Source organism: Pantoea rwandensis, from assembly GCF_000759475.1.
Classification (GTDB): Bacteria; Pseudomonadota; Gammaproteobacteria; order Enterobacterales; family Enterobacteriaceae; genus Pantoea; species Pantoea rwandensis_B.
In genome coordinates this window covers 1,138,162-1,164,385 of record NZ_CP009454.1, presented here as the reverse complement: position 1 = coordinate 1,164,385, position 26,224 = coordinate 1,138,162, and the positions used below count along the sequence as shown (strand labels likewise).

The following is a 26,224-nucleotide window of genomic DNA, read 5'->3' as shown; positions in this document are numbered from 1 at the left end:
TAAAGAAGGATGAATAATCATGAACCTGCGCGCCTTGCTACTGTTGTTTAGTATGGCCCTAATGCCTACTGCCCACGCCGCCAATTCGCTGATGATTTGGCCCATCGATCCCGCCATCAATCCCGATGAGAAAGCCAGTGAGCTGTGGCTGGAAAACCGTGGAAATACCACCACCATGATGCAGGTGCGTATCTTTAGCTGGCTGCAAGTGGGCGGTCAGGAACAGTATCAAACCCAGCAGCAAGTGGTCGCCAGCCCACCAATGGTGCGCCTCGAACCGGGTCAGAAACAGCTGGTACGACTCATTAAGCAGGGCGCGCCGCAAGCGGGACGCGAAATGTCCTACCGCGTGGTGCTGGATGAAATCCCTACGCCACGCACACCCGGCGAAAATCAGGCGGGATTAACCTTCCAGATGCGCTATTCGGTTCCGCTGTTTGTTTATGGTAACGGTGTTACCAGCGACAGTGCGAAGCCGCAACTCAGCTGGCAACAGGTGGACAGTGGTGGCAAGCGCTGGCTGGAGCTCACCAACCGTGGCAACGGCCATGCGCGGCTGAGTAACGTCACCATTGGTGGTCGCCGCCTGGGCAATGGTCTGTTTGGCTACGTACTGGCAAACAGCAGCAACCGCTGGCCATTAACCAGCAGCGTGAGCGGGGAGTTGTCAGCGGAGGTCAATAAAGGGCACTGGAGCAGCGCGGCCGCGCGTTGATGACGTTTTCGCTGCATCCCTGCACGCTGGCAGTGGCTAGCGTGCTATGCCTGTTACCTCAAATCAGTAGCGCGGAGACCTTCTCCGAGCTACCCCCGCCCCCTGCGCTGGAGAACAACGCCAGCGGTCAGCAGTACATGCTGGAGCTGGTGGTGAATCAGAACGCTCGCGGCGATATCGTACCAGTGGAGCGTAAAAACGGGGACTTTTGGCTGCGCAGTGGCGATTTGCAGCGTGCCGGTATCCCTGCAGAGAAACTTCAGGGCGAGCAAATCGATGTGAATCAACTTGCGGAGGTGAAAGCCGAATATGACGAGCGCCGTCAGCGCCTGTTGCTCACCGTTCCGCCCGCCTGGCTGCCCGGTCAGGTGATCGGTAAAGATCAGCGCGGTCCACGCTATCCGGGGCGTGCCAGTAACGGTGCGCTGCTCAATTACGACTTTTACGCCACCCGTACCGATAATGCCGGCTCCCGCCTGTCGAGCTGGAATGAGCTGCGCGTGTTTGGCCCCATCGGACAGTTCTCCACCAATGGCGTCTACACCCAACAACTTGAAGGCGGCGTAAGCGGTCAGCAAGAGGGATATATTCGCTACGACACCTGGTTTAGCAATGAAGATGAGAACGATGCGATCAGCTGGCGTGCCGGAGACCTGGTGACCGATGCGCTGAGCTGGAGTAACAGCGTGCGTCTGGGTGGCGTGCAGATTGCGCGTGATTTCAGCGTGCGGCCGGATTTGGTCACTTACCCTCTGCCGGCGTTTTCCGGCCAGGCCGCGGTGCCCTCTTCCGTCGATCTGTTTATTAACGGTTATCGCAGTACGCAAGCCAATGTGCAGCCGGGTCCGTGGTCGCTGACCAATGTGCCGTTCGTCAATGGGGCGGGCGATGCGGTGATCACCACCACCGATGCCGTGGGGCGTCAGGTCACCACCACGCTGCCGTTTTATGTATCGAGCAGCCTGCTGCGACAGGGTTTGTCGGATTACTCCTTCTCTGCCGGTGCCCTGCGTGAAAACTACGGACTGGAAAACTTTGACTATGGCGCAGCGGCAGCCAGCGGATCTTATCGTTACGGGTTAACCGACTGGCTGACCCTGGAGAGCCATGCGGAAGGCAGCGACAACGTGGCCACCGGCGGCGCAGGAGGCTTAGTGAAGCTCGGCAGTTGGGGGGTAGTGAATGGTGCCCTGGCACAAAGCCAGATGGAGGGAAAACCCGGCACGCAATATAGCTGGGGTTATCAATATAACAACAGCTGGTTCAGCCTCGGCACGCAGCATATTTTACGCACTGCAGATTACGGCAATCTGGCGCTGGTCGGCAGCCGGGGCGACAGCGCTAGCACCAGCTATTCACTGGCGCGACGCAGTGCACAATACACCGCCAGCGTGTCACTCAATCAATATGGCAGTCTGGGTCTGGCCTATTTTGATATTGCCGGAGGATCGGGCGATCGCACCCGTTTATGGAACCTGTCATGGAGTAAAAACCTGTGGGGTAACAGTAGCTTGTATATCTCCGCCAGCCGCGATCAGGAACAGGGCGACTGGAGCGGTGCTATATCTCTGGTGATCCCGTTCGGCGAACAGAGCAGCGCTTCGGTGAGTTACGAGCGCGATCAGCAGGGCAACAACAATCAGCGTCTCTATGTGTCACGCGCCATGCCGACCGATGGTGGCTTTGCTTACGATGCGGCCTGGGCCAATCAGGGCAGCGACAGCGGTGATTATCGTCAGGCGAGCCTGCGCTATCGCAATAACAAAATCGACACCTCCGCTGGATTCTACGGCGATAACGATAACACCACGCAGTGGGCCGATTTCACCGGTTCGCTGGTGCTGATGGATAACCGCGTGTTTGCCGCCAACGATATCAATGATGCGTTTGTGGTGGTGAAAACCGACTACCCCGATGTCACGGTGCGCTATGAAAACCAGGAAATGGGACGCACCGATAATCAGGGCTATTTGCTGGTGCCCTCGATCAGCAGTTACTACGGCGCGAAATATGACATCGATACCCTGGATTTACCGGCTGACCGCACCGCGCCAAAGGTGGAACAGCGTTTTGCAGTGAAACGGAAAAGTGGTTACCTGCTGAACTTCCCGGTAGAGCGCCTGCGTGCCGCCAGTGTGGTGCTGCATGATAAACAGGGGCAACCGTTGCCAATCTCCAGCCAGGTGTTGCGCCCTAATCAGGGTACGGAATATATCGGATGGGATGGCATTGTCTGGATGGAGAACCTGAGCGCTGAAAACCCGATTCATGTCATGACGCCTGATGGGCGCAGTTGTGATACCACGCTGACCATTGCAGACGGCCAGCCAAAAGCGCTGGAAACCTACGGTCCGCTGACGTGCGATCTGCCGCCGCCGGCACCGGGTTCGGCGGTCAGCACGGCCAATAATTCACAGTCAGGAATCTCACCATGAGAAAGATTTTTTTGCTGCTGGCGCTGTTTATCTTGCCGGGCACCAGTTATGCGCTTTGTAGTTTATCGGCCCCAGCGGCGACCTTCGGCTCCGTGACCACCTTCGCGGTTGGCTCTACCGTGCAGAACACTTCCAGCACCACCAACGTCAACTGTGGTTCCGGCACGCTTTCGCTGTTGGGCACCGATAACGTCACATACGCCTTCACCACTGCGACCTATCTCAGCGGCACGCGCGCGGTGTTGAAAAGTTCGAGCACTGGCACCGACAGCATTCCGATTCAGATGTGCATCGACAGCGCCTGCGCCACAGAGTTGCAACAGGGCGGCAGCTATCGCTGGAGCTCGGCCTTGCTGCTGGCGCTTGGGAACAGCCTTAACTTTAATATTCCGCTCTATTTCCGCACCCTAACGGGACAGGTGATTGCAGCCGGCACTTACACCACGACGATAACCATAACGGTGAGTTATACGGTATGTGCCGGGTTGAACGTAGCAGGTTTGTGCGTAGGAACGGTGCAAACCAGTACCGGCACCGCGATGCCGATTACCGTTAACCTGATAGTGACGAATGACTGCACCACCATCACCGCTCCTAACGTGAGTTTTGGCAGCGCGCCGCTGGTGGGAAGTTTCTCCACGGTGCAGCAGACCATCAACGTGGTGTGTTCAAAAGGCAGCACCTTCACTGTGGGGTTGAGCAATGGTAGTTACTACAGCGGCACCACGCGCCAGATGGCGAGCGGCACCAACCGACTGGCGTACGACATCTACAAGGGCACCACCACCACAACGCGCTGGGGACCGACCGGCACCGACCGCTGGAGCAGCGCCAGCGCCACCTCTCTTAACGCGGATCTGGTGACGCGCAACTTCACCTATACCGCGCAGATTCTGACGACGCAGAATACGCCAGCGGCGGGGAGTTACACGGACAGCGTGGTGGTGGACCTGTCGTTTTAGGCAGGACATTGGCGACGATCTAGTCTGTTGATAAGGGCCCGATGAATGAGTCCCCCTACACAAACAAAAAAGCAGCCCCTTCAGAAAGAGGCTGCTTTATTCGAATGGCTTCTCAACGGCCTGACATGTGACCCGTTGTCAGCCAGGACGTTACAGCGAAGCCCCCACCGGCGTGCCGCCATGGCGCGCCTGATATTGTTTCACCATGCGGCCAATCAGCAGCGTGCCGATCAATCCACACACCGCAGCGAATGACAACCACACGCCGGGCATCGCTTTATCGCCCGTGGCATGGATTAGGTAGCTTGAAACTGCTGGCGTGAAGCCACCAAACAGCGCGGTCGCCAGGCTGTACGCCAGTGAGAAGCCGGTGGCGCGCACTTCAGCCGGCATAATTTCCGCCAGGTAAACCACCATCGCCCCGTTATAGCTGGCATACAGGAACGATAACCACAGCTCCGCTTCCACCAGATGCGCAAACGTAGGTGATCCCACCAGCCAGTGCAGCACCGGCCAGGTGGTCAGAATCATCAGGATGGTGAAGGTGATCAGCAGCGGACGACGCCCTATGCGGTCCGACAGCGAGCCCATGACGGGCAACCAAATCAGGTTAGAGATACCGACGAACAGCGTCACCATAAAACTCTGCTCATCGCTCATCATCAGCACGGTTTTACCGAAGGTCGGGGTGAAGGCGGTGATCATGTAGAACATCACCGTGGTAGTCACCACCATCAGCATACCCGCCAGCACCAATGCCCAGTTCTCACCGACCGAGCGCATAATCTGTCCCATAGTTGGATGCTGCTTGCGCTTGCTGAACGCTTCGGTTTCTTCCAGCATGCGGCGGATCCAGAACAGGAACGGCACAATCATACAACCGACCACGAACGGAATACGCCAGCCCCACTCGGTGACCGCTTCCTTCGCCAGTAGATGATTAAGACCGAGGCCAAGCAGCGCAGCGAAGATCACCGCGACCTGCTGGCTACCGGACTGCCAGCTAACATAGAAACCTTTGCGTCCTTTTGGCGCCACTTCAGACAGATAAACCGACACACCGCCCAACTCCACGCCCGCAGAGAAGCCCTGCAGCAAACGACCCAGCAGAATCAGAATCGGCGCGGCAGCCCCCAACGTGGCATAGCCCGGCACCAGGGCGATGGTGAGTGTGCCCAACGCCATCAAGCCTAATGTCAGTAACAGCCCTTTACGGCGTCCGTGATGGTCAATGTAGGCACCCAGAATAATCGCGCCAAGTGGACGCATCAGGAAGCCCGCGCCAAAGGTCATCAGCGTGAGCATCAGTGAAGCAAAGGGATCATCTCCGGGGAAAAAGGTTTTGGCGATCGCCGTAGCGTAATAGCCAAACACCATAAAATCGTACATCTCAAGAAAGTTACCGCTGGTAACGCTAAAGATGGTCTTGGCACCGCCTTGCGATGGTTTTTGTAAAGATTGACTCGCGCTCATATTGTCCTTCCTGGGTTTTTCTTCCGTTGTAGCGGGTTGCGCCAGGAATAGATGTGATCCGCTTCACCATTGCAGTTTACAAAAGTAAGACCAAAAGTAACAAAAAATTAACATTGGCGGCGGAAGCAAACAAAAAGGGCCGCTATTGATAGCGGCCCTTGTGAGCGATCAGAGGGGGAATTACTTCTTCACCGTCTCCATGCCCATCAAACCAATCTTCAAATAACCCGCTTCACGCAATTGATCCATCACGCTCATCAGCGTTTCATAATCCACTGACTTATCCGCCTGGAAGAAGATGGTGGTGTCTTTCTTGCCTTCGGTCTGCGCCGTCAGCGCATTCACCAGCGTCTCTTTGGTCACCGCATCGTTGCCGATATAAATCTGCTTATCTTCTTTGATGGACAGATAAACTGGTTTTTCCGGACGCGGTTGCGGTGCGCTGGTGGACGCAGGCAGATTAACGCGCACATCCACCGTGGCTAATGGCGCGGCGACCATAAAGATGATCAGCAGAACCAGCATAACGTCGATAAACGGCGTCACGTTGATTTCATGCATTTCGCCATCGCCTACCGAATCATCGTTTAAACGCATCGCCATATTACTTATCCTACGCGCAGTTTCTGTGCCGCCGCCGGACGGGTCGCTTCTTTCGCGGTATCCACGTTGCCGAGATCCAGATCGCGGCTCTGCAGCAGCATCACCTGGGCCGCAACATCACCCAATGAGGCTTTGTAGCTGGCAATCATGCGCGCGAAGACGTTGTAGATAACAACAGCAGGAATAGCGGCAACCAGACCAATCGCGGTCGCCAGCAACGCTTCTGCGATGCCCGGCGCCACAACAGCGAGGTTGGTGGTCTGAGTTTTAGCGATACCGATAAAGCTGTTCATGATGCCCCACACGGTACCAAACAGGCCGATGAAGGGAGCAACAGAACCGATGGTAGCGAGGAAGCCGTTACCGCGGCCGGCATGACGGCTGAAAGCCGCAACGCGACGCTCAAGGCGGAAGCTGGTACGTTCCTTAATGCCATCAAGGTCTTCGGTACCCGCAGAGAGTTCCAACTCGTTCTGCGCATCGTTCAGCAACACCGCACTGTGGCTGTTGCTGTTGAAGCTTTCAGCGGCGCGGTAAGCATCATTGAGCGAACGTGCTTCGCCCAGCGCCTGCTGTTCGCGTTTCAGGCGACGTTTCGCCCCGCTCAGCTCAGCAAACTTGCCGAAGAAAATCGCCCAGGTGACAACCGAGGCCAGTAACAGGCCAATCATCACCACTTTTACCACGATATCGGCATGCTGATACATGCCCCAAACGGAGAGGTCCGTTTGCATCAAATCACTGGCTACCACGCTGCGTCTCCAACTTCTGTTGCACAGTTCACGATTGAAGCGCGGATCATAGCAAAAAAATTGACCGAAGTGATAGTAGTTCTCATTACTATTTACAATCCAAAAGTGTCTTGTATTTCCACAATTTGGCAAATGATTTACAGAATACTGGCGTCACTCTGATAATCCGCAATCAGGCGCAACCCACTGCGGTGTTTCGTGGTAACGTGGATGTTATGTGGTAAGTGTCAGGAAAGGCAGTGATGGCAACGAATAAAATTGATACCACGCTGGTTAGCGCGGGACGAAGCAAACGTTACACTCAGGGCTCAGTTAACAGCGTCATTCAACGCGCATCTTCACTGGTTTTTGACACGGTTGCTGACAAAAAACGGGCGACCGCGGGTCGTGCATCGGGCGAGCTTTTTTATGGCCGCCGTGGCACCCTCACCCACTTCTCGCTGCAAGACGCCATGACCGAACTGGAAGGCGGCGCGGGTTGCGCGCTTTATCCGTGTGGTGCGGCTGCAGTATCCAATGCGATTATCTCCTTTGTCGAAGCGGGCGATCACATTCTGGTGAGCGGCGCGGTCTATGAGCCAACGCAGGATTTCTGCACCAAAATTCTCAGTAAGCTCAATGTCACCACCACCTTCTTTGATCACTGCATTGGCAGTGAGATCGGTGAACTGATTCAGCCAAATACCCGCGTGGTGTTCCTCGAGTCTCCCGCTTCCATCACCATGGAAGTGCAGGATATTCCTGCCATCGTGGCCGCCGTGCGCGCCAAAGCACCCGATGCGATCATCATGATCGATAATACCTGGGCGGCGGGTGTGTTGTTTAACGCGCTGGAACATGGCATCGATATTTCGATTCAGGCAGGCACCAAATACATTATTGGCCACAGCGACGCGATGATTGGCACCGCCGTCGCCAATGAACGTTGCTGGCCGCAGCTGCGAGAGAATTCGTACCTGATGGGCCAGATGGTGGATGCCGATACGGCGTACATGGCCAGCCGCGGTTTGCGCACACTTGGTACGCGTTTGCGCCAGCATGAAGAGAGCGGTTTGCAGGTCGCGGAATGGCTGGCAGTACAACCGGAAGTGGCGCGCGTCAACCATCCGGCGCTGGCACAGAGTAAAGGCCATGAATTCTGGCAGCGTGATTTCAACGGCAGCAGTGGACTGTTTTCCTTCATCCTGCATGAAAAATTGAGCCGTGAGCAGCTGGCTAATTACCTCGATCACTTCCACCATTTCAGCATGGCTTATTCATGGGGTGGCTATGAATCCCTGATTCTGGCCAACCAACCGGAAGAGCTGGCGGAGATTCGCCCGGCAGGCGGCGTCGATTTCAACGGTACGCTGGTGCGTTTGCACATTGGTCTTGAACACGTTGATGACCTGCTGAACGACCTGAAAGCGGGCTTTGCGCGCTTAAAACAGTAAATATTTAAACAAAACCTAAACCATTTCGTGCCGCATCGGTGAGATCAACGTCTGCGATGCCACAGATGGTTAAAATAGAATCCTTGTGACTCGATGGGATAGCAGATGGGTGTTTTACATGAGATTGTCCACGCGCTCTGGCATCAGGATTTTGCCGCGCTGGCCAATCCGGATGTCGTGTGGATTGTCTACGGCGTGATGTTTTTAACGCTGTTTTTGGAAAACGGTTTGTTACCTGCCTCTTTTCTGCCGGGTGACAGCCTGTTGCTGCTCGCAGGTGCCATGATTGCCAAAGGCGTGATGGATTTCGTGCCCACGATGGTGATTCTGACCACTGCCGCCAGCCTGGGCTGCTGGTTGAGTTATTTACAGGGGCGATGGCTGGGCAATACGCGGATGGTGAAAAGCTGGTTGATGCATTTACCGGCGCAATATCATCAGCGCGCCTGGAATCTGTTTAACCGCCACGGTTTGATGGCGCTGCTGGTCGGGCGTTTCCTGGCGTTTGTTCGCACATTGCTGCCGACCATGGCAGGCATTTCGGGTTTACAGAATGGGCGTTTCCAGCTGTTTAACTGGCTGAGCGGCGCGCTGTGGGTCGGGATTGTGGTCGCCATGGGCTATGGCATCAGTCAGGTGCCGTTTATCAAGCGTCACGAAGATCAGGTGATGGCAGTGCTGATGGTGCTGCCGATGGTGTTGCTGTTTGTCGGTCTGACCGGCAGCATCGTGGTGATCTGGAAAAAACGCCGCCAGAAAACGAGCTAATTCGGTTCGGGTTGCCATTAATGGCAACCCTTCAATGGTTCAGTGCCGTTTCGTCGCGCGCGCATTGATGCACATTTGGCCGTTCAGATGGCGTCAAACAGCAACCCATAGCGCAGTGCCATTTCTTTCAATGCACATTGATCTGTATTTGTTCAGGCAGCGTCAAACGGCAACGTTTGGCGCACGCGGCTGGCTTCCTCTCCCGGCGTCACGCCGAAATAGCGCTTAAACTCCCGCGAGAATTGCGAAGGGCTTTCATAGCCCACGCGCACCGCTGCCGCACTGGCTTTCATCCCATCCTGCAACATCATCAATCGTGCCTGATGCAGACGATAGCGCTTCAGATATTGCAGCGGCGAGGTCTGGGTGACGGCTTTGAAGTTGTGATGGAACGCCGAAACGCTCATGTTCACTTCAGCAGCCAGCATATCGACGCTGAGACTTTCGGCGAAATGGCTTTCGATGCGGCGTAAGGCGCGCGCAATCTGACTGAACTGGGTCTGACGATTCACCAGCGACAGCAGCGCACCGCCAATCGGGCCGGTGAGCACATAGTAGATAATTTCCCGCACCAGCTGTGGTCCCAGCACGCGCGCATCACGCGGATGGCTCATCGCATCCAGCAAACGCTCGGCAGCGCACAGCATCTCTTCACTCATAAACGCCGAATGGATACCGGAAGTATGCAACTGCGGCTGAAATTGTTCGTCGTCGCCGATATCCATCAATAGATCCTGTAAGCTGGCGATATCCACGCTCAGGCACATGCCGGCCAGCGGCTCTTCCGGGGTGGCTTCGGTTTCGCATTCCACCGGCAGCGGTACGGTCAGCATCAAATACTTCGTGGCGTCGTAATGAAACACCGTGCTGCCGAGATAACCGGTTTTACGCCCCTGAAAAAGAATCACAATGCCGGGTTGATACATCATCGGTGTGCGTGGAAGTGTTTCGCAGGCGTAGATGAGCTTGACGTTTTCCACGGCGCATAGCGGCTTACGCGCATCATTCATTAGCGCGGTCACGCGCTGCGCCAGCTGGCGGCAAAGGGCATCGTTCGGCATGGATCACTCTCAGGCAGCAAAAAAATCAGTGTGCCGCAATGCTGCTCAAAGCTCCACCCTTCAGCAGAATCAGGCAAGATTCTGGCAGAAATGACCAGGGTAAAAGGGCGAGGTGATTGCCACAATGATCCTGCGGTTGAGTTTGTTGACTAGACTTAACCTCAGCGCTTTTACGGTAAGTCACTGCGACAGATAAGGAGCAACTATGGCAGAGCAACCCATTATCAAACTGCACGACGGCAATATGATGCCGCAACTCGGACTCGGTGTCTGGCAAGCGAGTATCGAGGATGCCCGGGCGGCGATTGTCGAGGCTTTAAAAGTAGGCTATCGCTCGATTGATACCGCCGCCATCTACAAAAATGAGGAAGCCGTCGGTCAGGCACTGCAGGACACCGATGTCGCACGCGAAGACATTTTCATTACCACCAAACTGTGGAATGACGATCAGCAGAACGGCCAGCAGGCGATTGAAACCAGCCTGAAGAAGCTGCAACTGGAGAGTGTCGATCTCTATCTGATGCACTGGCCGTGCCCGGAAAAAGATCACTACGTTGAAGCCTGGAAAAAGATGATTGAGCTGCAGCAGCAGGGCTTAACCAAAAGCATTGGCGTCTGTAACTTCCATGAAGCCCATCTTAAACGCCTGATCGATGAAACAGGCGTCTCGCCGGTGGTGAATCAGATTGAGCTGCATCCCATGCTGCAACAGCGCACGCTGCATGCCTGGAACGCACTGCATCAGATTCAGACCGAATCCTGGAGCCCGCTGGCGCAAGGCGGTAAAGGGGTATTCGATCAGGAGATCATTCGCGAGTTGGCGAAGAAATACAGTAAAACGCCAGCGCAGATTGTGATTCGCTGGCATCTGGATAGCGGATTAGTGGTGATTCCAAAATCGGTGACGCCGGAACGTATTCGTGAAAACTTCCAGGTGTTCGACTTCAGACTGGAAAAACCCGAGATCAGCGAGATGACTAAGCTGGATAAAGGAAATCGTTTGGGGCCGGATCCGGAGAGCTTTAACGGGTAAGTCGGCACAGTTTAAACGCCAGGCGGATACGGCTAGCGCGTGCTCGCCTGCATTGGCTTAACAACAGTCGTGCGGTCATGTGCGGATCGCTATGCATCGTGACCCTGTCAATTTGGCGATCTCTTGTAAGGTGCGCATCGCTGCGCACCTTTTTTCTTAAGGGACGGGATTGACCTGTAGCTGCCCCGCCGTGCCGCGATCGGCTAACTCCAGCGTCTGGCTGTAGTAGACAAACGGGAAGTGATCCGACGAACTCTGTGGGAAGCTCACCAATAATTCGACATCACCATCCACCCACACCGTATCTTTCCAGCCGCGATCCTCGCCCATCGGCTGTGCGCCATTGACGCTCTTGATCAGGAACATCACGCCCTGAATATGCAGCGACTGTGGACGATCGGCGTGAATAATCCAGCGTTCAAAGGTGCCCTGCTGCACCGTGGTGTCGATGCGGCTCATGTCCCAGAGTGCGCCATTGATGCCCGGCACACTGTCGCCAATGCGGAATTCGCGCGTGCGCACCGCCACACCATCCAGAATCTGATCCGCTAATAAGCGCATCGGCAGATTGTCGGTAACCAGCGGCAGTAAGCCGGTCGGGCGCAGGCTCAGAACCAGCGTGTTGGCGAGAATGGAGGAAGGTTCAAACAGACCCCGCAGGCGATCCATCAGGCCCGCCGCAGTCCCTGCCGTAATCGAGACTTCATCGCCCTGCGACATATCCACCAGCACTTCACGGCGTTCACCGGGTGCCAGCGACAGCGTTTGCACCGCAACGGGCGCAGGCAGGAAGCCTTGATCGCTGGCAATCACGGTAAACGGACGATTATCCGAGAAGCTCAAATCAAAGCGACGCGCGTTCGAAGCATTCAACAGGCGCAGACGCACCCAACCACGCGACACCTCGACATACGGATTCTGCACGCCGTTGACCAGCAACGTATCCCCGAGGAAACCGCCGTCTGAGGGTGGGTTATAAACCGGCGTGGCAAAGTTATCGAGACGCTTGTCCTGGATAATCAGCGGGAAGTCATCAACGCCATAGTGCTTAGGTAACGGCAGCGCTTTGCTGACGTCATCTTCAATCAGCCACATGCCCGCCAGGCCATTGTAGACGTGTGGCGCCATACGATTTGGCGTATTGGCGTGATACCACAAGGTCGATGCACCCTGACGAACCGGCAATACCGGCGCCCAGTCAACGCCAGCTGACATCATGCGCGGCGCACCGCCCATTAAGGCGCCCGGCACCTGCAATCCGCTGACCGTCATCGCCACCGGTTCGTTGAGACGGTTGCTGTAAATCAGCTTCACATCATCGCCGCTGTAGACGCGCACCGTGGGGCCGAGGTACATGCCATTAATGCCCCAGACCGGCACTTTATTGCTATTACCGCTAAATGACCAATGGCTGCGTTGCAGCGTCAGAAAGAGCGGCTGGCCACGGCGAGATTCAAGCAGTGGCGGAACAGGAAGCGGCACATCGCCCATCGGGGCCGCAGCGTAGGCGGCATAAGGCATACTACTGGTCGCCAGCGCAACACCGGCGGAAAGCTGAATAAACTGACGTCTGCTGCAAGACATAAAACTTCAGACCTTTTGAGCGGGGCGTGAAGACGCCGTGTCCATGTTGTTCTTGTTAGTGAGTTTTTGCTGTGATGAGCACGGGGCAGCGTTTCTGCCCCGTGGATGGCTAGAGTTTACCGTTTTTTTCGCGTTCGGCGACTTCGGCGTTCAATTCTTCCAGCTTAGCAGACATTAATTCGCGGCAGTGGGTGGCTAATTTGCGCACCGAGGTGGTTTCAAACTGCTTGGTATCCACTGGCGGCAGCATTTCAACAATCACCAGGCCGTTGTTCCAGCGATTAAGTTTCACTTTGCCGTGGGTATTCGACACCACCACAGGGATTATCGGCACACCTGCTGCCACCGCAGCGTGAAACGCACCGGTTTTAAACGGCAGTAAACCACGGCCACGGCTGCGGGTGCCTTCCGGAAACATCCAGAATGAAATCTTCTTTTTATTAAACTGCTCGACCAGTTCACCGATGGTGCCATGCGCTTTGGCGCGGTTATCACGGTCAATCAGCAAATTACCGGTCAGCCAGTAGAGTTGACCAAAGAACGGGATCCACAGCAGGCTCTTTTTGCCGACGGTGACCGTGGTCGGCTGCACGATCTTCGCCGCCGTGATCATGTCGTAATTGTTCTGATGGTTGGCAATGTAAATCGCATTGCCATAGTTCTCCGCGTCAACGGGTTTGCGCAGTTCGACTTTGACGCCAAACACCGTCGACAGGCGACCAAACATATGGCCGAACGTCGCCACATGGCGGGGATTACGCGGTGAGAACAAACACCAGATACTGCCGAAGATGCACACCAAAATCGAATAAACGATAACAATAATCGTGCGTATAATTAGTAACATAGCTTCCTCAAGTTGGGCAATCCATTGCCTGGTCAGTCTTATTCTTCGCTACTGGCGTCACTTTTCGGGCGCGCTGGCGCATTCACTTCTACGCTATCAATGCGCTGCAGGCCACGCGACACGCTGCCACGACGACCGCGATCGGCACGCACTTTTTGCAGATCCTCATCACGCATGATCAGCTTACGTTTGCCGACATACAGGGTGATCGAACTGCCCGGCGGCAGAATCAGCAACCACTGCAGCTTATCCACGCCCGCAGCGGCATCCGCTGATGGAATAGAGATGATTTTATTACCTTTGCCTTTCGACATCTGTGGCAGATCGCCCACCGGGAACATCAACATACGTCCGGCCTGGGTAATCGCCAGCAGCATATCATCGCCCGAATGCACCGCCATTGGCGTCATCACTTTGGCATTGTCTGGCAACGTTAGCAGCGCTTTACCGGCGCGGTTGCGCGAAATCAAATCGGCAAAGGTACAGATAAAGCCGTAACCCGCATCGGAGGCCATCAACAGTTTCTGGTCGTCCGCTTCCATCAGCACCTGTTCAAACGCGGCACCTGGCGGTGGCGTCAGTTTGCCGGTTAGCGGCTCGCCCTGCCCGCGCGCCGACGGCAACGAGGTCGGATCCAGCGTATAGCTACGGCCGGTGGAGTCGATAAAGGCCACGGGCTGGTTGCTCTTACCGCGGGCGGCGGCGAGGTAACTGTCACCGGCTTTGTAACTGAGACCGGTTGGATCGATATCGTGGCCTTTGGCGCTGCGCACCCAGCCCATCTGCGACAGCACAATCGTTACCGGCTCGGCACTCACCAGCTCAGTTTCGCTCAGCGCTTTAGCTTCTTCACGCTCATGCAGCGGCGAACGACGATCGTCACCGTAGGTCTGGCTGTCTGCCAGCAATTCTTTCTTCAGCAGGTTACTCATCTTGCGTTCGGACGCCAGAATCGCCTGCAGCTGATCGCGCTCTTTCTCCAGCTCCGCCTGCTCACCGCGAATCTTCATCTCTTCCAGTTTGGCGAGATGGCGCAGTTTCAGTTCCAGAATGGATTCGGCTTGCGTGTCGCTGAGTTCAAAGCGCGACATCAGTACTTGCTTAGGCTCGTCCTCAGTACGGATGATGTGAATCACTTCATCAATGTTGAGGAACGCCACCAGCAAACCTTCGAGGATATGCAGGCGGCGCAGCACGCGCTCTAAGCGATAGTTCAGGCGGCGCGTCACGGTATCGCGACGGTACACCAGCCATTCAGACAGGATCTCCAGCAGGTTTTTCACCGCCGGACGGTTATCCAGTCCGATCATATTCAGGTTAACGCGATAGCTCTTTTCCAGATCGGTGGTGGCAAACAGATGATTCATCACCTGCTCCACATCCACGCGATTGGAGCGCGGCACAATCACCAGACGCGTTGGGTTCTCATGGTTGGATTCATCACGCAGATCTTCCACCATCGGCAGCTTTTTATTGCGCATCTGGTTGGCGATCTGCTCCAGCACGCGCGCACCGGAAACCTGGTGCGGCAGTGCCGTGATCACCACATCGCCGTCTTCTTTCTTCCATACCGCGCGCTGACGGATCGAACCGCGCCCGCTTTGGTAGATCTTACGGATCTCGCTGCGCGGCGTGATGATCTCGGCTTCGGTCGGATAATCCGGGCCCTGCACAATATCCAGCAACTCATCCAGCGTGGCGTTGGGTTTGTCGATCAGCTTCACCGCCGCTTCCGCCACTTCACGCAGGTTGTGCGGAGGAATATCGGTGGCCATGCCCACGGCGATACCGGTGGTGCCGTTCAGCAGGATGTTCGGCAGACGCGCCGGCAACATCTTCGGCTCCTGCATGGTGCCGTCGAAGTTGGGGATATAATCCACCGTGCCTTGTCCCAGCTCGCCCAGCAAAATCTCGGCATATTTGGACAGGCGTGATTCGGTGTAACGCATCGCGGCGAAGGATTTGGGATCGTCCGGTGCACCCCAGTTACCCTGTCCATCCACCAGCGGATAGCGATAGGAGAACGGCTGCGCCATCAATACCATCGCTTCATAACAGGCGCTGTCGCCGTGCGGATGGTATTTACCTAATACGTCACCCACGGTACGGGCAGATTTTTTGAATTTGGCGCTGGCGTTGAGGCCCAGTTCCGACATCGCGTAAACAATACGACGCTGCACCGGTTTCAGACCATCGCCGATATACGGCAGTGCGCGGTCCATGATCACGTACATGGAGTAGTTCAGGTACGCGTTTTCCGTAAATTTGTGCAGGGCAAGACGCTCTGCACCATCCTGCGTCAATTCGCTCATTAAGCTCGCATCCTCACTTCGTGGCCCGCAACGGCGGGGCATCCGGCGCTCATTTGGCGAGGATAGTACCTTATTCGTGCGAGTTAGTCACAGGGAAGCCAATGACCGCAGGCAGAATCGTAAGGCATTAAATAACGTGATATCGGTTGGAAAATGAAAAAGGAATGAGAGCAATATCACAATTAATATCCCAATTAATATGTGAGCAGGATCGCAATTAATTATTAACGATTTCAGGTGTATTAAAGCTGTCCGTAATCATGGACAACATTTAGTATTGTTGCTTACACCGTCCTTTCCTAAATTTATACTCCATAAGACATCAATATTGCGCTCCTGATTTCTGGCATGAAGAAATAGATAACGAGGAAATAATCTTAAAAACGCTTTGCCAAAATAAAGGGTGACCGAATGCAAATACTGACTTCGCGACAACACCGTTTAGTCAAACTGCTGTTGCAACATGCTGCACCGCAGCCGATCAGAGAATTAGCCCTACAGTTGGTCGTGTCAGAAAAGACGATTCAGCGCGACCTGCAGTGGCTGGAAAGCTGGCTTGGTAGCTGGTCACTAACGCTGGAGAAAACCCCAGGCCGCGGCGTGCGTTTGCGGGTTGATGATATCCAGCAGCGCCTGCAACTGGAGCAGCAACTCAACGGCGATGAAAGCAGTGCCGATGCGCTGGGGCAAAACAGCCGCAGAGTAAAAATTGCCTCGCAGTTGCTGAGTGACGCGCCGCGTGCAACCTCGATCAGTAAGCTGTCGGAACGCTATTTTATCAGCCACGCCTCGATTGTGAATGACCTTAAGGTGATTGAAGAGTGGCTGCAGCCGCTGGGTTTGACGCTGCAACGTGGGCCAGGCGGCACCCATATCGAAGGCAACGAACAGGCGCTGCGTCAGGCAATGGTCTCCCTGATTAATGATGTGATGCAGCAAAACGTCGCTGGCACGCCGCTGTTACCGCGCCTAGATCCCGGCAGCCAGCAGGCACTGGTGCATTATTTTGGCGATGAGGATGTGGCTTTTGTGCAGACGCTGCTGCAACAGATGGAGCAGCAACTCAGTTACCCGCTAGGCGATGCCTGGTATCTGAATCTCTGCACCCATATTCTGATCATGATGCACCGCATGGCGCAGGGGAATGCGCTGGCATTGGCAACCCTGGCCACAATGCAGGATCTCGATCAGCGCATTTTACTGATTGCCCAGCAAATGGTGACGCAGATTGAACAGCGGATGTGCTGCGCCCTGCCCGCCGATGAAGTGGGTTTTATTTATCAATATATCGTGTCATCCGGCATTGTGGTGGAAGAGCGCGGCGATAATGCGCCGATGCATAATCAATTCTCCACCGCAGAGTCCGTAAAAATAACCTGTGAATTAATTGATCGTTTCGCAGCCTTTATTCAGCAAGATTTAGCGCAGGACCGATTATTATTTGACGGCTTACTGGTGCATATAAAGCCACTATTAAATCGACTCAAATATCACATTCATATTCGCAATCCGCTGCTGGAGGATATTCAGCAGGAAATGAAGGGCATATTTTCGTTAACGCAACAGGCGATGCAATTAACCGCTCGCACTTATGGGCTTTCGCCAGTGGCTGACGACGAAATCGGTTATCTCTGCGTGCATTTCCAGGCTGCGCTGGAGCGGCAAATTGCCCATAAACGCATTCTGGTGGTGTGTTCCAGCGGCGTGGGGACGTCGCATCTGCTGAAGAGCCGCATCTTGCGGGCGTTCCCTGACTGGGAAATTGCGGGTGTGGTCTCCGCCAGCAATCACGCCGCGTTTTGTCAGAACCAGACGGTGGATTTAGTGATCACCACTATCCATCTCAACGCCGGGCCTATTCCGGCAGTGTATGTGAGTGCATTTTTTAACGATGACGATATCCGGCGGGTGACTGACGCCATGATTGGCAGCCAGCTGCCGGACAGCGCGCACTGCGCGTTGGCTGAACATTAATTGAATGAGGTAAAACCCATGGACATTTCCCGCATTCTGACGCCACGCCGCGTTAACCTGGCGCTCACCGCCACCACCAAAGAAGAAGTGATCAACGAACTGACCGATCTGCTGTATCAGGACGGCGCCATCACCGATCGCGCAGCCTTTATTGAAGATGTCTGGCTGCGTGAAGCTGAAGGCTCAACCGGATTCGAAAACCACGTTGCTATTCCGCACGGCAAGTCTTCCGCCGTCCAACACACCACATTAGCCATTGGTCGTACCCAACAGGATATCCCCTGGGAAACGCTCGATGGCAGCCAGGTGCGCTGCATCATCCTGTTCGCGGTGCGACTGGAAGATCAGAACACCACCCATATTCGCCTGTTGTCGCAGGTGGCCAGCGCGCTGGCCGATGATGAGGTGATAGCCCAACTGCTGGTGGAAAACGACCCCAGCAATATCATCCGGCTGTTTAGCCAGTACGCCGAAACCGACCTCTGTTAATCCCCTAACTCTTTGAGGTGACACATGAATATCGTCTGTGTAGCGGCCTGCACGGCAGGCATCGCGCATACCTATATTGCGCGTGAAAAACTGATCAAAGGCGCTCATGCACTGGGCCACACCATCCACGTTGAAACCCAGGGCACCATTGGCACTGAAACCGCGCTGACGCGTGAAGACATCGCCGCCGCTGACGTAGTGATCCTCGCCATTGATGTGAAGATCAACGGCGAAGAACGTTTCCAGGGCAAACCCATTGTGCGAGTGAAAACCGAAGTGGTGATCAAGTCACCGGTGAAATTCCTCGAAAAAGTGGCGGATTCACTGGCGCGAGCCTGAGGAGATCCATCATGAACGACAACAAACGTCAGTACGGACAAGAGATTAAAGGTCACTTGCTCACCGGGATCTCCTGGATGATCCCGCTGATCGTCGCCGCCGGGATCTGTATCGCACTCGGCCAGGTGATTGGCGGGCCGGATGTCGGCAAGCAAACCGGCACTATCGCCTGGATGCTGAATCAGATCGGCGGCTGGGGCATGGGCTTGATCGTGCCGCTGATCAGCGCGGCGATTGCCTACTCGATCGCCGATCGTCCCGGCTTTGCGCCAGGTTTGATCGTCGGCTTCATCTGCGGGCAGATCGGCACCGGTTTTATCGGCGGTATGCTCGGCGGCTTCCTGGTGGGTTACACGGTATTGCTGTTGCGCCGCACCATTAAGCTGCCGCAGTCGATGCAGGGGTTGATGCCGATTATGGTGCTGCCGGTGTTGAGCACCATCATCGCCGGGCTGTTGATGATGACCTTTATTGGCCAGCCGATTGTCTGGCTACAGAAAGCGCTGATTCATCTGCTGGAGTCGATGCAGGGCGGATCGAAGTTTGTGCTGGGTGCGGTGCTGGGCGCGATGGCGACCTTTGACTTCGGCGGCCCCATCAACAAGACCATGTCGCTGTTCGCCGACGGCATGCTGGTCGACGGAATTTATGGCCCGGAAGCAGTGAAGTTTGTCGGCTCAATGATTCCACCGTTTGGCATCACGCTGTCGTATCTGCTGACGCGCCATAAGTACACCAAAGCGGAGAAAGAGGCGCTGAAAGCCGCCTTCCCGATGGGCATCTGCATGATTACCGAAGGGGTGATTCCGATTGCAGCGCGTGACCTGCTGCGTGTGGTCGGCAGCTGCGTGGTGGCCTCTGCCATCGCCGGTGGGCTGATTATGGTGTGGGGCGTGGAAGCACCGGTGCCGCACGGCGGGATGTTTGTAGTGCCGCTGTTCACCAAACCGCTGATGTTCTGTCTGGCGCTGGGAATCGGCACCGTGGTGTGCGGCGTGATGCTGTCGCTGATGAAGAAACCGGTGACGCAGGCAGATGAAGAGTTCGATGACGTGGAAGCCCCTGGCGTCCGCGACGAAGAGATCAAATTCACACTGGAATAAGGAGCCACCATGTTTGCCATGATGAATGACCTGATTCAGGCCGCCGCTAAGCAGCAGTATGCCGTGCTGGCGATCAACTGCTTCAACCTTGAAACCGCGCGGGCGGCGATTCAGGCCGCCGAGCAACAGCGCGCACCGCTGATATTAAATGTCTATCAGGGCCACAGCACGCACTTCCCACCTGCCGTCGCGGTGCCGCTGGTGCAGACACTGGCGAATGCCGCCACGGTACCCGTTGCGCTGGCGCTGGACCACGGCAAGGCCTTTCCGCTGATTGGCCAGGCATTTCGCGCCGGCTTTACCGGCCTGATGATCGATGCCTCTGCCGATCCGCTGGCCGAAAATATCCACCAGACCGCAGCGGTAGTGAAGATGGCGCACACCGCTGGCGTTTGCGTCGAAGGTGAGTTGGGGCATATCGCCGATGCACCCACCTATGAGCTGGCGGATGCGTCGGTGAAAATGACGCAGGTTGCTGACGTGCTGCCGTTTATTGAGCAAACCGATATCGATTTGCTGGCGATTTCGGTGGGCACTGCGCACGGGCTCTACCCGGCTGGCGTGAAGCCGAAGATTGATTTCCAGCGCTTGCAGGAGCTGCATGCGGTCTCAACACGTCCATTGGCACTGCATGGCGGTTCGGGCACACCCGCCGAGGATATTCGCCGCGTCAGTCAGCATGGTGTGGCGAAGATTAACGTCGGCGCCGCAGTGTTTGATGCCGGTAAAAACGCGGTTGAGCAGGCGCTGAAACAGCATCCGCACGCGGAACTGGCCGATCTGCTTGGGCTGATGGAATCCGCCTGCCGTGAAGTGGTGATTGAGTATCTGAGCTGGTCGGGATCGGCTGGCAAAGCGTAGGGCGCGGACGCCATAAATGGCCCCCCTACGGGGCCCCGTAGGGTACGCGTGGAAAAGAACACTCGTGATTTGACGCATTAACACGCACCTGAAAAGCCGCTTCGATCATCGCGATGTAAAGCAGCGGCAAGATACAGCGCGATAAGTCGCGCAGCAACAGGATGCAGAAGCATTTCCCTTTTTATCCATCATCGGGTCGGCGCACGCGTCGGCTCTGGTAAAACTCACGTTGAGGAAATATTAACATGTTGATTTCTATGAAAGAGATGTTGGCACCGACTCGTGAACACCGCTTCGCCATCGGCGCTTTTAACGTAGCAGACAGCTGCTTTATTCGTGCTGTGGTGGAGGAAGCCGAGGCCACCAATACTCCGGCGATCATCTCGATTCACCCGAGTGAGTTGGAGTTCGTGACCGATGAATTCTTTGGCTATGTGCGTGAACGCACGCTGAAAAGCAAAGTGCCCTTCACCATTCACCTTGACCACGGCGCTTCGATTGCGCAGGTGCTGCGCGCCATCCAGTGTGGATTCACGTCGGTGATGATCGATGGATCGCTGCTGCCGTACGAAGAGAACGTGGCGCTGACCAAAGAGGTGGTGAAGCTGGCGCATTCGGTAGGCGTGTCAGTGGAAGGTGAACTCGGCACCATTGGCGATACCGGCACCACCGTGGAAGGCGGCGTCAGCAAAGTGATCTATACCGAACCGGCGCAGGCAGAAGATTTTATCCAGCGCACCGGCGTCGATACTCTGGCGGTAGCGATTGGCACCGCGCACGGTATCTATCCAAAAGATATGAAGCCGGAACTGCAGATGCATATTCTGAGAGATATTGCTCAGCGCACCGATATTCCGCTGGTGCTGCACGGGGGTTCTGCTAACCCGGATGCGGAGATTGCTGAAGCGGTGACCCTCGGCGTGGGCAAAATCAATATTTCCAGCGATATGAAGTACGCCTACTTCGCCAAACTGCGCGAAATTCTGGCGCGTGAAACCTGGTGGGATCCCAACGTGATTTATCCGGAAGCCATTACTGCCGCCAAAGCAGTGATTCGCTACAAGATGAATCTGTTTGGTGGATTGGGTAAAGCGAGTTTGTATTGCTGAGTACGTTTGGGAATTAAGACAATGATGGGCGGCCGAAGGCCGCCTAAATAAATTTCCATTTTAGCAGGAAGATATTATTTACATAAATCACATTCAGTTATTTATTTAATCAAGTGAAGTAATCTAATAAGATTATTGTTATAGCTGGTTTTTATTTTTTCAAGATAAATGGGATCATTAAGTTCAGTGTCCCATTGCATAGCATCGCCTTTTTGGAAAGCATGACAGCGGCTGGAGTAATGCTTAAGCTCTGTGACCCTAAGTTGGCTGCTAGAAAGATCGCTAATATTCTCTCTCATACTACGCTCCCGAAAAGCCAGAATCTCAACAGGGCAAATTAACTGCACATTACCTAATGAAAAAACCGGCACACCAGTAATGAAAAATCGCTGAGGAATTTTAAAATATGTTCGCGTATTCCATTCATTCCCAGGGAAAAGTGCAGGTGAAAACTTATCGTTTGAAATATAATAGTGATGTGCATGCCAATCAGTGATACCAACCAAACGCAGAGATGAATTAACCACAACATCTGAAAAAGATCTGAATACGGTGAAAATAATAAAAACAACAAAAATCATCGCAAGAAATATATCTCTAAACTTGTAGAAATAACCTCGTTCTTGTGACGCAGAAAACCATGCAACTGCAGGTAGCATAGTAAATACGGATATTATGATTACCAGCAGCATAACCATGCCTAGCTGTGCGTAATCATTATGAATATCGCCGAAGTCTAATCGTGGGAAAATAAATAATAACGGAAACATTTGCACCCAAGCTGGAGCAAGTAAGATAGCAGATAAAAGAAACTTTTCGACAAGTTTTCTATGGAATGGAATATAGGTCTTAGTGATATTCAAATCTTCAAAATTAGAAGATTTCAACAATTTTTTCGATAGCATGCGATAGGAATTCGCCGCTGTTAACATCGTCGCTACAACGAATGATAAAAAATGAAGGTAACCATTATCAGGCCATTTTTTTTCAAAACATAAAAATAGAAAGAAAAACCCACACCAAAATAAAATGCTATTATATACACAGATAATTGTAAGATGAGACCCAAACCCTTTGTAAACTCCAATTTCCTTTTGGTATAACTTAAAGGAGAAAATCGTTACAAACGAAGAGGATACAAATAAAGAAAAGAACATAACCATAATTAAAAATGAGAAAATAACGATAACTATCATTGATGGTATGTTATTGATGACATCAAGAAATACGTCTTGACGCCCCAAACTGAAGAGATAAAACCAGACAATGAAAATGGCAACAGTACTGATGCCAATAGATGATTTCAATGCTAGATATAGGCCTTCCTTAATACTGACCTTTAAATTTCTAATTATGTCTTCCATGTACCCCTCCAAATCAGAAAAAACACCAACTGCTAATGATTAGATCAAACCAATTAAAACCATTAAATATAAGACCCCGCGGACCTCGGAGCCTTATAATAAAATATTTTATGAAATTTTAGAACTATAGCCCGCTACTACATAACCTTGGGATTTTAAGGCTCACACCTAATTTTTAGGGTGGTAATTATTTAGCAATACCCAACCACTGCGAAGCAATCTGCGCATATTCGCCGGTGGCGGTGCTGAGATGCAGCCACTGATCGACGTACAGTTTCCAGCTCATATCGTCACGCGGGATCATGTAGGCCTTCTCACCATATTGCATCGGTTTATCCGGGTTGATAGCGCACAGCGTCGGGTAGTGCTTCATCTGGAACAGCGCTTCGGAAGCATCAGTGATCATCACATCCGCTTTTTTATCAACCAGCTGCTGGAAAATACCGACGTTATCGGCCAGTTGCAGCGTCGACTGCGGCAAGTGGCTGTGCACAAAGGCCTCATTGGTACCGCCAGCCGGTTCAATCACCCGCACGCTCGGCTTGTTGATCTGCGCGACGGTTTGGTATTTGTCTTTATCATCACAGCGCACCAGCGGGATCTTGCCATCCACACCCAGCGGCTCGGCAAACCAGGCAATTTGCTGACGTTTTAAGGTAACGGACACGCCACCCAGCGCGATATCACACTGCTTCGCCACGAAATCGTCACTCATGGTTTTCCAGGTGGTTGGCACCCACTGCACTTTGGCGCCCAGGCTGGCCGCCAGTGACTGCGCCATGCTGATATCCAGCCCTTCATACTGCCCATCGCTGCGCAGATAGCTGTAAGGCTTGTAGTCGCCCGTGGTACAGACTTTCAGGGTTTTACTGCTACGAATTTCGTCGAGGTGGGATTGCGCCGAGGCAGCGCCACTCACCAGAAGTAATGCACTCAGTATCGCGGTTTTCATGATTTCTTCTTTTTTATGTTGATGTCGGTTTGCGCGCGGATTGTTGCATAGCCCTGCGCATTGTTGCTTTATTAGCAAAAGTCTTGTGATCAATCACGCATTTTTTTGTCCCGCCTGCGCGCGTAGAGTGTGCGCCATCAACGGGAAACAGAGCGAATCATCCATGAGCAATATTTTAATCATCGACGGCGGAAAAACCTTTGCCCACTCGAAAGGCGAACTGAACCATACCCTCACTGAGGTGGCGGCCAGCCAACTGCGCGATCTGGGCCATAACGTGGTGGTCACCCTTGCCGACAGCGACTACAACGTGGCAGAAGAAGTGCAGAAATATCTCGACAGCGACGTGGTGATCTATCAAATGCCTGGCTGGTGGATGGGCGAGCCGTGGACGGTGAAAAAATACATTGATGACGTGTTCACTGAAGGTCATGGCTCACTGTATGCCAGCGATGGCCGTACGCGCAGCGACGCGGGCAAAAAGTACGGTTCTGGCGGTTTGATTCAGGGCAAAAAATACATGCTGTCGCTGACGTGGAATGCGCCGCTGGAGGCGTTTACCGATCCTGAGCAGTTCTTTGAAGGTGTTGGCGTGGACGGTCTCTATCTGCACTTCCACAAAGCCAACCAGTTCCTCGGTATGGAAGGTTTACCTACCTTTATCTGTAACGATGTGATCAAGATGCCGGACGTGCCGCGCGATATCGAACGTTATCGGACTCATCTCAGCCAAATCTTTGCTTAACTGTAAGCACACCGGGAAAAGAGGAAGCGCTATGTTAACCGTCGTTGCAGAAATTTGCGTCAAGCCAGGCCGCCGTCATGTGGTGCTGGAAGCCATCAAGACACTGATCCCTACCGTGCTGGAAGAGGAGGGTTGCCATCAGTACGACGCGCTGGTTGACCATCAGGCGCAGGTGCCGTGGAAGCAGAATTCACCGGATTCGATCTTTATGCTGGAGCAGTGGGAATCACTGCGCCATCTTGAGCAGCATCAGCAGATGCCGCACATGGACGCGCATCGCGCCACGATCAAAGATGATGTGGTGGACGTGAAAATCCTGGTGTTAGAGCCAGCGCGTTAATCGCCAAAGCCTCTGCCTGTGCAGGGGCTTTTTTATAGCAGGCGATCTTGCTCTATCTTTTCGCGCAGAAAATCGAGAAAACAGGTAATGCGCGAGGTAAGAGACTGGTTGCGGTAATACACGGCGTGAATCGGCAGACGCCATTCGCGCGTTTCCTGCTCCAGCACCTGCACTAAATCGCCCCGCTCGCGATCTTTACGGCTGACAAAATCAGACAAGCGTGCAATACCCTGCCCTGCCAGCGCCAGTTGACGTAAGGTTTCTCCACTGGAAGCCGACAGGGTCGGCTTAATTTGTAAGAACTCACCTTCACGCTGCCACACTGGCCAGACGTTATGCGCATCCAGCTGGCTGAATCCCAAAAGCTGATGGGCTGACAACGCCTCAACCGTTTCAGGCTCGCCATGCTGTTGCAGATAAGCCGGACTCGCCACTAAGCGCGTAGCACTGCTGCCCAGCACGCGGGCACGCAGCGTAGAATCACGCAACTCCCCGACGCGAATCGCGATATCGGTCTGCTGCTCCAGCAAATCGATCATGATGTCGTCGGTGTTCAACTCCAGCTGAATCAGCGGGTAGCGCTGTCGAAATTCCGCCACCAGCGGCACAATCACATGCAGCATAAAGGGTGCGTTGGCATTGATGCGCAATCTGCCGGAGGGAATATCGCGGCGCTGGGCAATCTGCTCTTCCGCCAGTTCGACCGACGAGAGGATCTGGCGCGCATGATCGAGGAAGATTAACCCTTCCTCAGTGAGTGCGAGACGCCGCGTGGTGCGGTGCATCAGGGTGGTTTGTAATTTGCTTTCCAGCCGACTCAGCGCCCGGCTGATACCAGAACTGGTTTGATCGAGTTGCTCGGCCGCCGCCGTGATTGAGCCAGTATCCACCACCGCCACCCAGGCGCGCAGTTCTTCCAGTGTGATTTTCACGTTCCTTTCCCCGTAAAAAATTTTGGCTTGGCCTAAAT

The 26,224-nt window shown here is 54.2% G+C and carries 24 protein-coding genes; 14 read left to right on the top strand and 10 right to left on the bottom strand.

Annotated features, from left to right (window positions below; all coding sequences use genetic code 11):
• Positions 1 to 16 precede the first annotated feature (16 nt).
• Genes LH22_RS05445 through LH22_RS05435 form a run of 3 tightly spaced genes read left to right on the top strand, consistent with a single transcriptional unit; the run spans position 17 to position 4,112 of the window.
• Positions 17 to 715, top strand: a complete 699-nt coding sequence (locus LH22_RS05445) for a fimbrial biogenesis chaperone (protein WP_205624993.1) — start codon at positions 17 to 19, stop codon at positions 713 to 715.
• Positions 712 to 3,150 (top strand): fimbria/pilus outer membrane usher protein, encoded by a 2,439-nt coding sequence (locus tag LH22_RS05440; RefSeq protein WP_205624984.1) that lies wholly within the window; start codon positions 712 to 714, stop codon positions 3,148 to 3,150. Before LH22_RS05445 ends, LH22_RS05440 begins: the two co-directional genes overlap by 4 nt.
• Entirely contained in the window at positions 3,147 to 4,112 is a 966-nt protein-coding gene (locus LH22_RS05435) for a Csu type fimbrial protein (protein WP_038644716.1), read from the top strand. The genes LH22_RS05440 and LH22_RS05435 overlap by 4 nt, the downstream gene beginning before the upstream one ends.
• A gap of 150 nt (positions 4,113 to 4,262) precedes the next feature.
• Here the strand turns inward: LH22_RS05435 and LH22_RS05430 are convergent, their stop codons facing one another.
• The 3 genes from LH22_RS05430 to exbB all read right to left on the bottom strand — a co-directional run bounded on the left by LH22_RS05430 (position 4,263) and on the right by exbB (position 6,922).
• Positions 4,263 to 5,585 carry an MFS transporter gene (locus LH22_RS05430; protein ID WP_038644714.1) on the bottom strand — a complete coding sequence of 441 codons (1,323 nt, stop codon included), beginning with the start codon at positions 5,583 to 5,585 and terminating at the stop codon, positions 4,263 to 4,265.
• Positions 5,586 to 5,765: 180 nt separating this feature from the next.
• Positions 5,766 to 6,188: a TonB system transport protein ExbD gene (gene exbD / locus LH22_RS05425; protein WP_034828432.1), complete on the bottom strand. Its 423-nt coding sequence runs from the start codon at positions 6,186 to 6,188 to the stop codon at positions 5,766 to 5,768.
• A 5-nt stretch (positions 6,189 to 6,193) separates the two neighbouring features.
• Complete coding sequence (exbB, locus tag LH22_RS05420; protein WP_071845590.1) at positions 6,194 to 6,922, bottom strand: tol-pal system-associated acyl-CoA thioesterase; 729 nt, start codon at positions 6,920 to 6,922, stop codon at positions 6,194 to 6,196.
• Between the two features lie 260 nt (positions 6,923 to 7,182).
• Between exbB and metC the strand changes: the two genes are divergently transcribed.
• Both metC and LH22_RS05410 read left to right on the top strand, forming a co-directional pair.
• The gene (metC, locus tag LH22_RS05415; protein ID WP_038644710.1) at positions 7,183 to 8,373 is read left to right on the top strand and encodes a cystathionine beta-lyase; all 1,191 of its coding nucleotides are present in this window, start codon (positions 7,183 to 7,185) and stop codon (positions 8,371 to 8,373) included.
• Positions 8,374 to 8,478: 105 nt separating this feature from the next.
• A complete protein-coding gene (locus tag LH22_RS05410) occupies positions 8,479 to 9,141 on the top strand; it encodes a DedA family protein (protein WP_038644709.1) in 663 nt (220 codons plus the stop codon).
• 152 nt (positions 9,142 to 9,293) lie between these two features.
• Here the strand turns inward: LH22_RS05410 and LH22_RS05405 are convergent, their stop codons facing one another.
• Positions 9,294 to 10,202 carry an AraC family transcriptional regulator gene (locus LH22_RS05405; protein WP_038644707.1) on the bottom strand — a complete coding sequence of 303 codons (909 nt, stop codon included), beginning with the start codon at positions 10,200 to 10,202 and terminating at the stop codon, positions 9,294 to 9,296.
• A 205-nt stretch (positions 10,203 to 10,407) separates the two neighbouring features.
• On the opposite strand from LH22_RS05405, the gene dkgA reads away from it, so the two are divergent.
• On the top strand, positions 10,408 to 11,235 hold the full coding sequence (dkgA, locus tag LH22_RS05400; RefSeq protein ID WP_038644705.1) for a 2,5-didehydrogluconate reductase DkgA: 828 nt from the start codon (positions 10,408 to 10,410) through the stop codon (positions 11,233 to 11,235).
• A gap of 156 nt (positions 11,236 to 11,391) precedes the next feature.
• Here dkgA and ftsP read toward each other — a convergent pair whose 3' ends face one another.
• From ftsP to parC, 3 genes are all read right to left on the bottom strand, one after another.
• Entirely contained in the window at positions 11,392 to 12,819 is a 1,428-nt protein-coding gene (gene ftsP / locus LH22_RS05395; protein WP_038644703.1) for a cell division protein FtsP, read from the bottom strand.
• A 109-nt stretch (positions 12,820 to 12,928) separates the two neighbouring features.
• Positions 12,929 to 13,666, bottom strand: a complete 738-nt coding sequence (locus LH22_RS05390; RefSeq protein WP_038644701.1) for a 1-acylglycerol-3-phosphate O-acyltransferase — start codon at positions 13,664 to 13,666, stop codon at positions 12,929 to 12,931.
• A gap of 38 nt (positions 13,667 to 13,704) precedes the next feature.
• Positions 13,705 to 15,978, bottom strand: a complete 2,274-nt coding sequence (gene parC, locus LH22_RS05385) for a DNA topoisomerase IV subunit A (RefSeq protein WP_038644699.1) — start codon at positions 15,976 to 15,978, stop codon at positions 13,705 to 13,707.
• A gap of 411 nt (positions 15,979 to 16,389) precedes the next feature.
• On the opposite strand from parC, the gene LH22_RS05380 reads away from it, so the two are divergent.
• From LH22_RS05380 to LH22_RS05355, 6 genes are all read left to right on the top strand, one after another.
• Entirely contained in the window at positions 16,390 to 17,952 is a 1,563-nt protein-coding gene (locus LH22_RS05380) for a BglG family transcription antiterminator (protein WP_038644697.1), read from the top strand.
• A gap of 18 nt (positions 17,953 to 17,970) precedes the next feature.
• Positions 17,971 to 18,441: a PTS sugar transporter subunit IIA gene (locus tag LH22_RS05375; protein WP_034828413.1), complete on the top strand. Its 471-nt coding sequence runs from the start codon at positions 17,971 to 17,973 to the stop codon at positions 18,439 to 18,441.
• A gap of 24 nt (positions 18,442 to 18,465) precedes the next feature.
• Entirely contained in the window at positions 18,466 to 18,780 is a 315-nt protein-coding gene (locus LH22_RS05370; RefSeq protein WP_034828411.1) for a PTS fructose transporter subunit IIB, read from the top strand.
• 11 nt (positions 18,781 to 18,791) lie between these two features.
• Positions 18,792 to 19,883, top strand: coding sequence for a PTS fructose transporter subunit IIC (locus tag LH22_RS05365; protein ID WP_034828408.1), 1,092 nt, complete (start codon positions 18,792 to 18,794; stop codon positions 19,881 to 19,883).
• A gap of 9 nt (positions 19,884 to 19,892) precedes the next feature.
• The gene (locus tag LH22_RS05360) at positions 19,893 to 20,744 is read left to right on the top strand and encodes a class II fructose-bisphosphate aldolase (RefSeq protein ID WP_038644695.1); all 852 of its coding nucleotides are present in this window, start codon (positions 19,893 to 19,895) and stop codon (positions 20,742 to 20,744) included.
• Positions 20,745 to 20,989: 245 nt separating this feature from the next.
• On the top strand, positions 20,990 to 21,853 hold the full coding sequence (locus tag LH22_RS05355; protein ID WP_038644693.1) for a ketose-bisphosphate aldolase: 864 nt from the start codon (positions 20,990 to 20,992) through the stop codon (positions 21,851 to 21,853).
• Between the two features lie 101 nt (positions 21,854 to 21,954).
• Here the strand turns inward: LH22_RS05355 and LH22_RS05350 are convergent, their stop codons facing one another.
• Complete coding sequence (locus LH22_RS05350; protein WP_038644691.1) at positions 21,955 to 23,217, bottom strand: hypothetical protein; 1,263 nt, start codon at positions 23,215 to 23,217, stop codon at positions 21,955 to 21,957.
• 187 nt (positions 23,218 to 23,404) lie between these two features.
• Entirely contained in the window at positions 23,405 to 24,169 is a 765-nt protein-coding gene (locus LH22_RS05345) for a transporter substrate-binding domain-containing protein (RefSeq protein WP_038644689.1), read from the bottom strand.
• 163 nt (positions 24,170 to 24,332) lie between these two features.
• On the opposite strand from LH22_RS05345, the gene LH22_RS05340 reads away from it, so the two are divergent.
• Positions 24,333 to 24,914 (top strand): NAD(P)H-dependent oxidoreductase, encoded by a 582-nt coding sequence (locus tag LH22_RS05340; protein ID WP_038644688.1) that lies wholly within the window; start codon positions 24,333 to 24,335, stop codon positions 24,912 to 24,914.
• A gap of 31 nt (positions 24,915 to 24,945) precedes the next feature.
• Positions 24,946 to 25,254, top strand: a complete 309-nt coding sequence (locus LH22_RS05335) for a putative quinol monooxygenase (protein WP_038644686.1) — start codon at positions 24,946 to 24,948, stop codon at positions 25,252 to 25,254.
• Between the two features lie 32 nt (positions 25,255 to 25,286).
• On the opposite strand, the gene LH22_RS05330 is transcribed toward LH22_RS05335, so the two are convergent.
• The gene (locus LH22_RS05330) at positions 25,287 to 26,186 is read right to left on the bottom strand and encodes a LysR substrate-binding domain-containing protein (RefSeq protein ID WP_038644684.1); all 900 of its coding nucleotides are present in this window, start codon (positions 26,184 to 26,186) and stop codon (positions 25,287 to 25,289) included.
• Between the last annotated feature and the right edge of the window lie 38 nt (positions 26,187 to 26,224).

What these genes read in the sequence shown, in the direction of transcription:
- LH22_RS05435 (WP_038644716.1), top strand. Translation starts at nt 3,147, where the DNA reads ATGAGAAAGATTTTTTTGCTGCTGGCGCTGTTTATCTTGCCGGGCACC.
- LH22_RS05430 (WP_038644714.1), bottom strand. Translation starts at nt 5,585, where the DNA reads ATGAGCGCGAGTCAATCTTTACAAAAACCATCGCAAGGCGGTGCCAAG.
- exbD (WP_034828432.1), bottom strand. Translation starts at nt 6,188, where the DNA reads ATGGCGATGCGTTTAAACGATGATTCGGTAGGCGATGGCGAAATGCAT.
- exbB (WP_071845590.1), bottom strand. Translation starts at nt 6,922, where the DNA reads ATGCAAACGGACCTCTCCGTTTGGGGCATGTATCAGCATGCCGATATC.
- metC (WP_038644710.1), top strand. Translation starts at nt 7,183, where the DNA reads ATGGCAACGAATAAAATTGATACCACGCTGGTTAGCGCGGGACGAAGC.
- LH22_RS05410 (WP_038644709.1), top strand. Translation starts at nt 8,479, where the DNA reads ATGGGTGTTTTACATGAGATTGTCCACGCGCTCTGGCATCAGGATTTT.
- LH22_RS05405 (WP_038644707.1), bottom strand. Translation starts at nt 10,202, where the DNA reads ATGCCGAACGATGCCCTTTGCCGCCAGCTGGCGCAGCGCGTGACCGCG.
- dkgA (WP_038644705.1), top strand. Translation starts at nt 10,408, where the DNA reads ATGGCAGAGCAACCCATTATCAAACTGCACGACGGCAATATGATGCCG.
- ftsP (WP_038644703.1), bottom strand. Translation starts at nt 12,819, where the DNA reads ATGTCTTGCAGCAGACGTCAGTTTATTCAGCTTTCCGCCGGTGTTGCG.
- LH22_RS05390 (WP_038644701.1), bottom strand. Translation starts at nt 13,666, where the DNA reads ATGTTACTAATTATACGCACGATTATTGTTATCGTTTATTCGATTTTG.
- parC (WP_038644699.1), bottom strand. Translation starts at nt 15,978, where the DNA reads ATGAGCGAATTGACGCAGGATGGTGCAGAGCGTCTTGCCCTGCACAAA.
- LH22_RS05380 (WP_038644697.1), top strand. Translation starts at nt 16,390, where the DNA reads ATGCAAATACTGACTTCGCGACAACACCGTTTAGTCAAACTGCTGTTG.
- LH22_RS05375 (WP_034828413.1), top strand. Translation starts at nt 17,971, where the DNA reads ATGGACATTTCCCGCATTCTGACGCCACGCCGCGTTAACCTGGCGCTC.
- LH22_RS05370 (WP_034828411.1), top strand. Translation starts at nt 18,466, where the DNA reads ATGAATATCGTCTGTGTAGCGGCCTGCACGGCAGGCATCGCGCATACC.
- LH22_RS05365 (WP_034828408.1), top strand. Translation starts at nt 18,792, where the DNA reads ATGAACGACAACAAACGTCAGTACGGACAAGAGATTAAAGGTCACTTG.
- LH22_RS05360 (WP_038644695.1), top strand. Translation starts at nt 19,893, where the DNA reads ATGTTTGCCATGATGAATGACCTGATTCAGGCCGCCGCTAAGCAGCAG.
- LH22_RS05355 (WP_038644693.1), top strand. Translation starts at nt 20,990, where the DNA reads ATGTTGATTTCTATGAAAGAGATGTTGGCACCGACTCGTGAACACCGC.
- LH22_RS05350 (WP_038644691.1), bottom strand. Translation starts at nt 23,217, where the DNA reads ATGGAAGACATAATTAGAAATTTAAAGGTCAGTATTAAGGAAGGCCTA.
- LH22_RS05345 (WP_038644689.1), bottom strand. Translation starts at nt 24,169, where the DNA reads ATGAAAACCGCGATACTGAGTGCATTACTTCTGGTGAGTGGCGCTGCC.
- LH22_RS05340 (WP_038644688.1), top strand. Translation starts at nt 24,333, where the DNA reads ATGAGCAATATTTTAATCATCGACGGCGGAAAAACCTTTGCCCACTCG.
- LH22_RS05335 (WP_038644686.1), top strand. Translation starts at nt 24,946, where the DNA reads ATGTTAACCGTCGTTGCAGAAATTTGCGTCAAGCCAGGCCGCCGTCAT.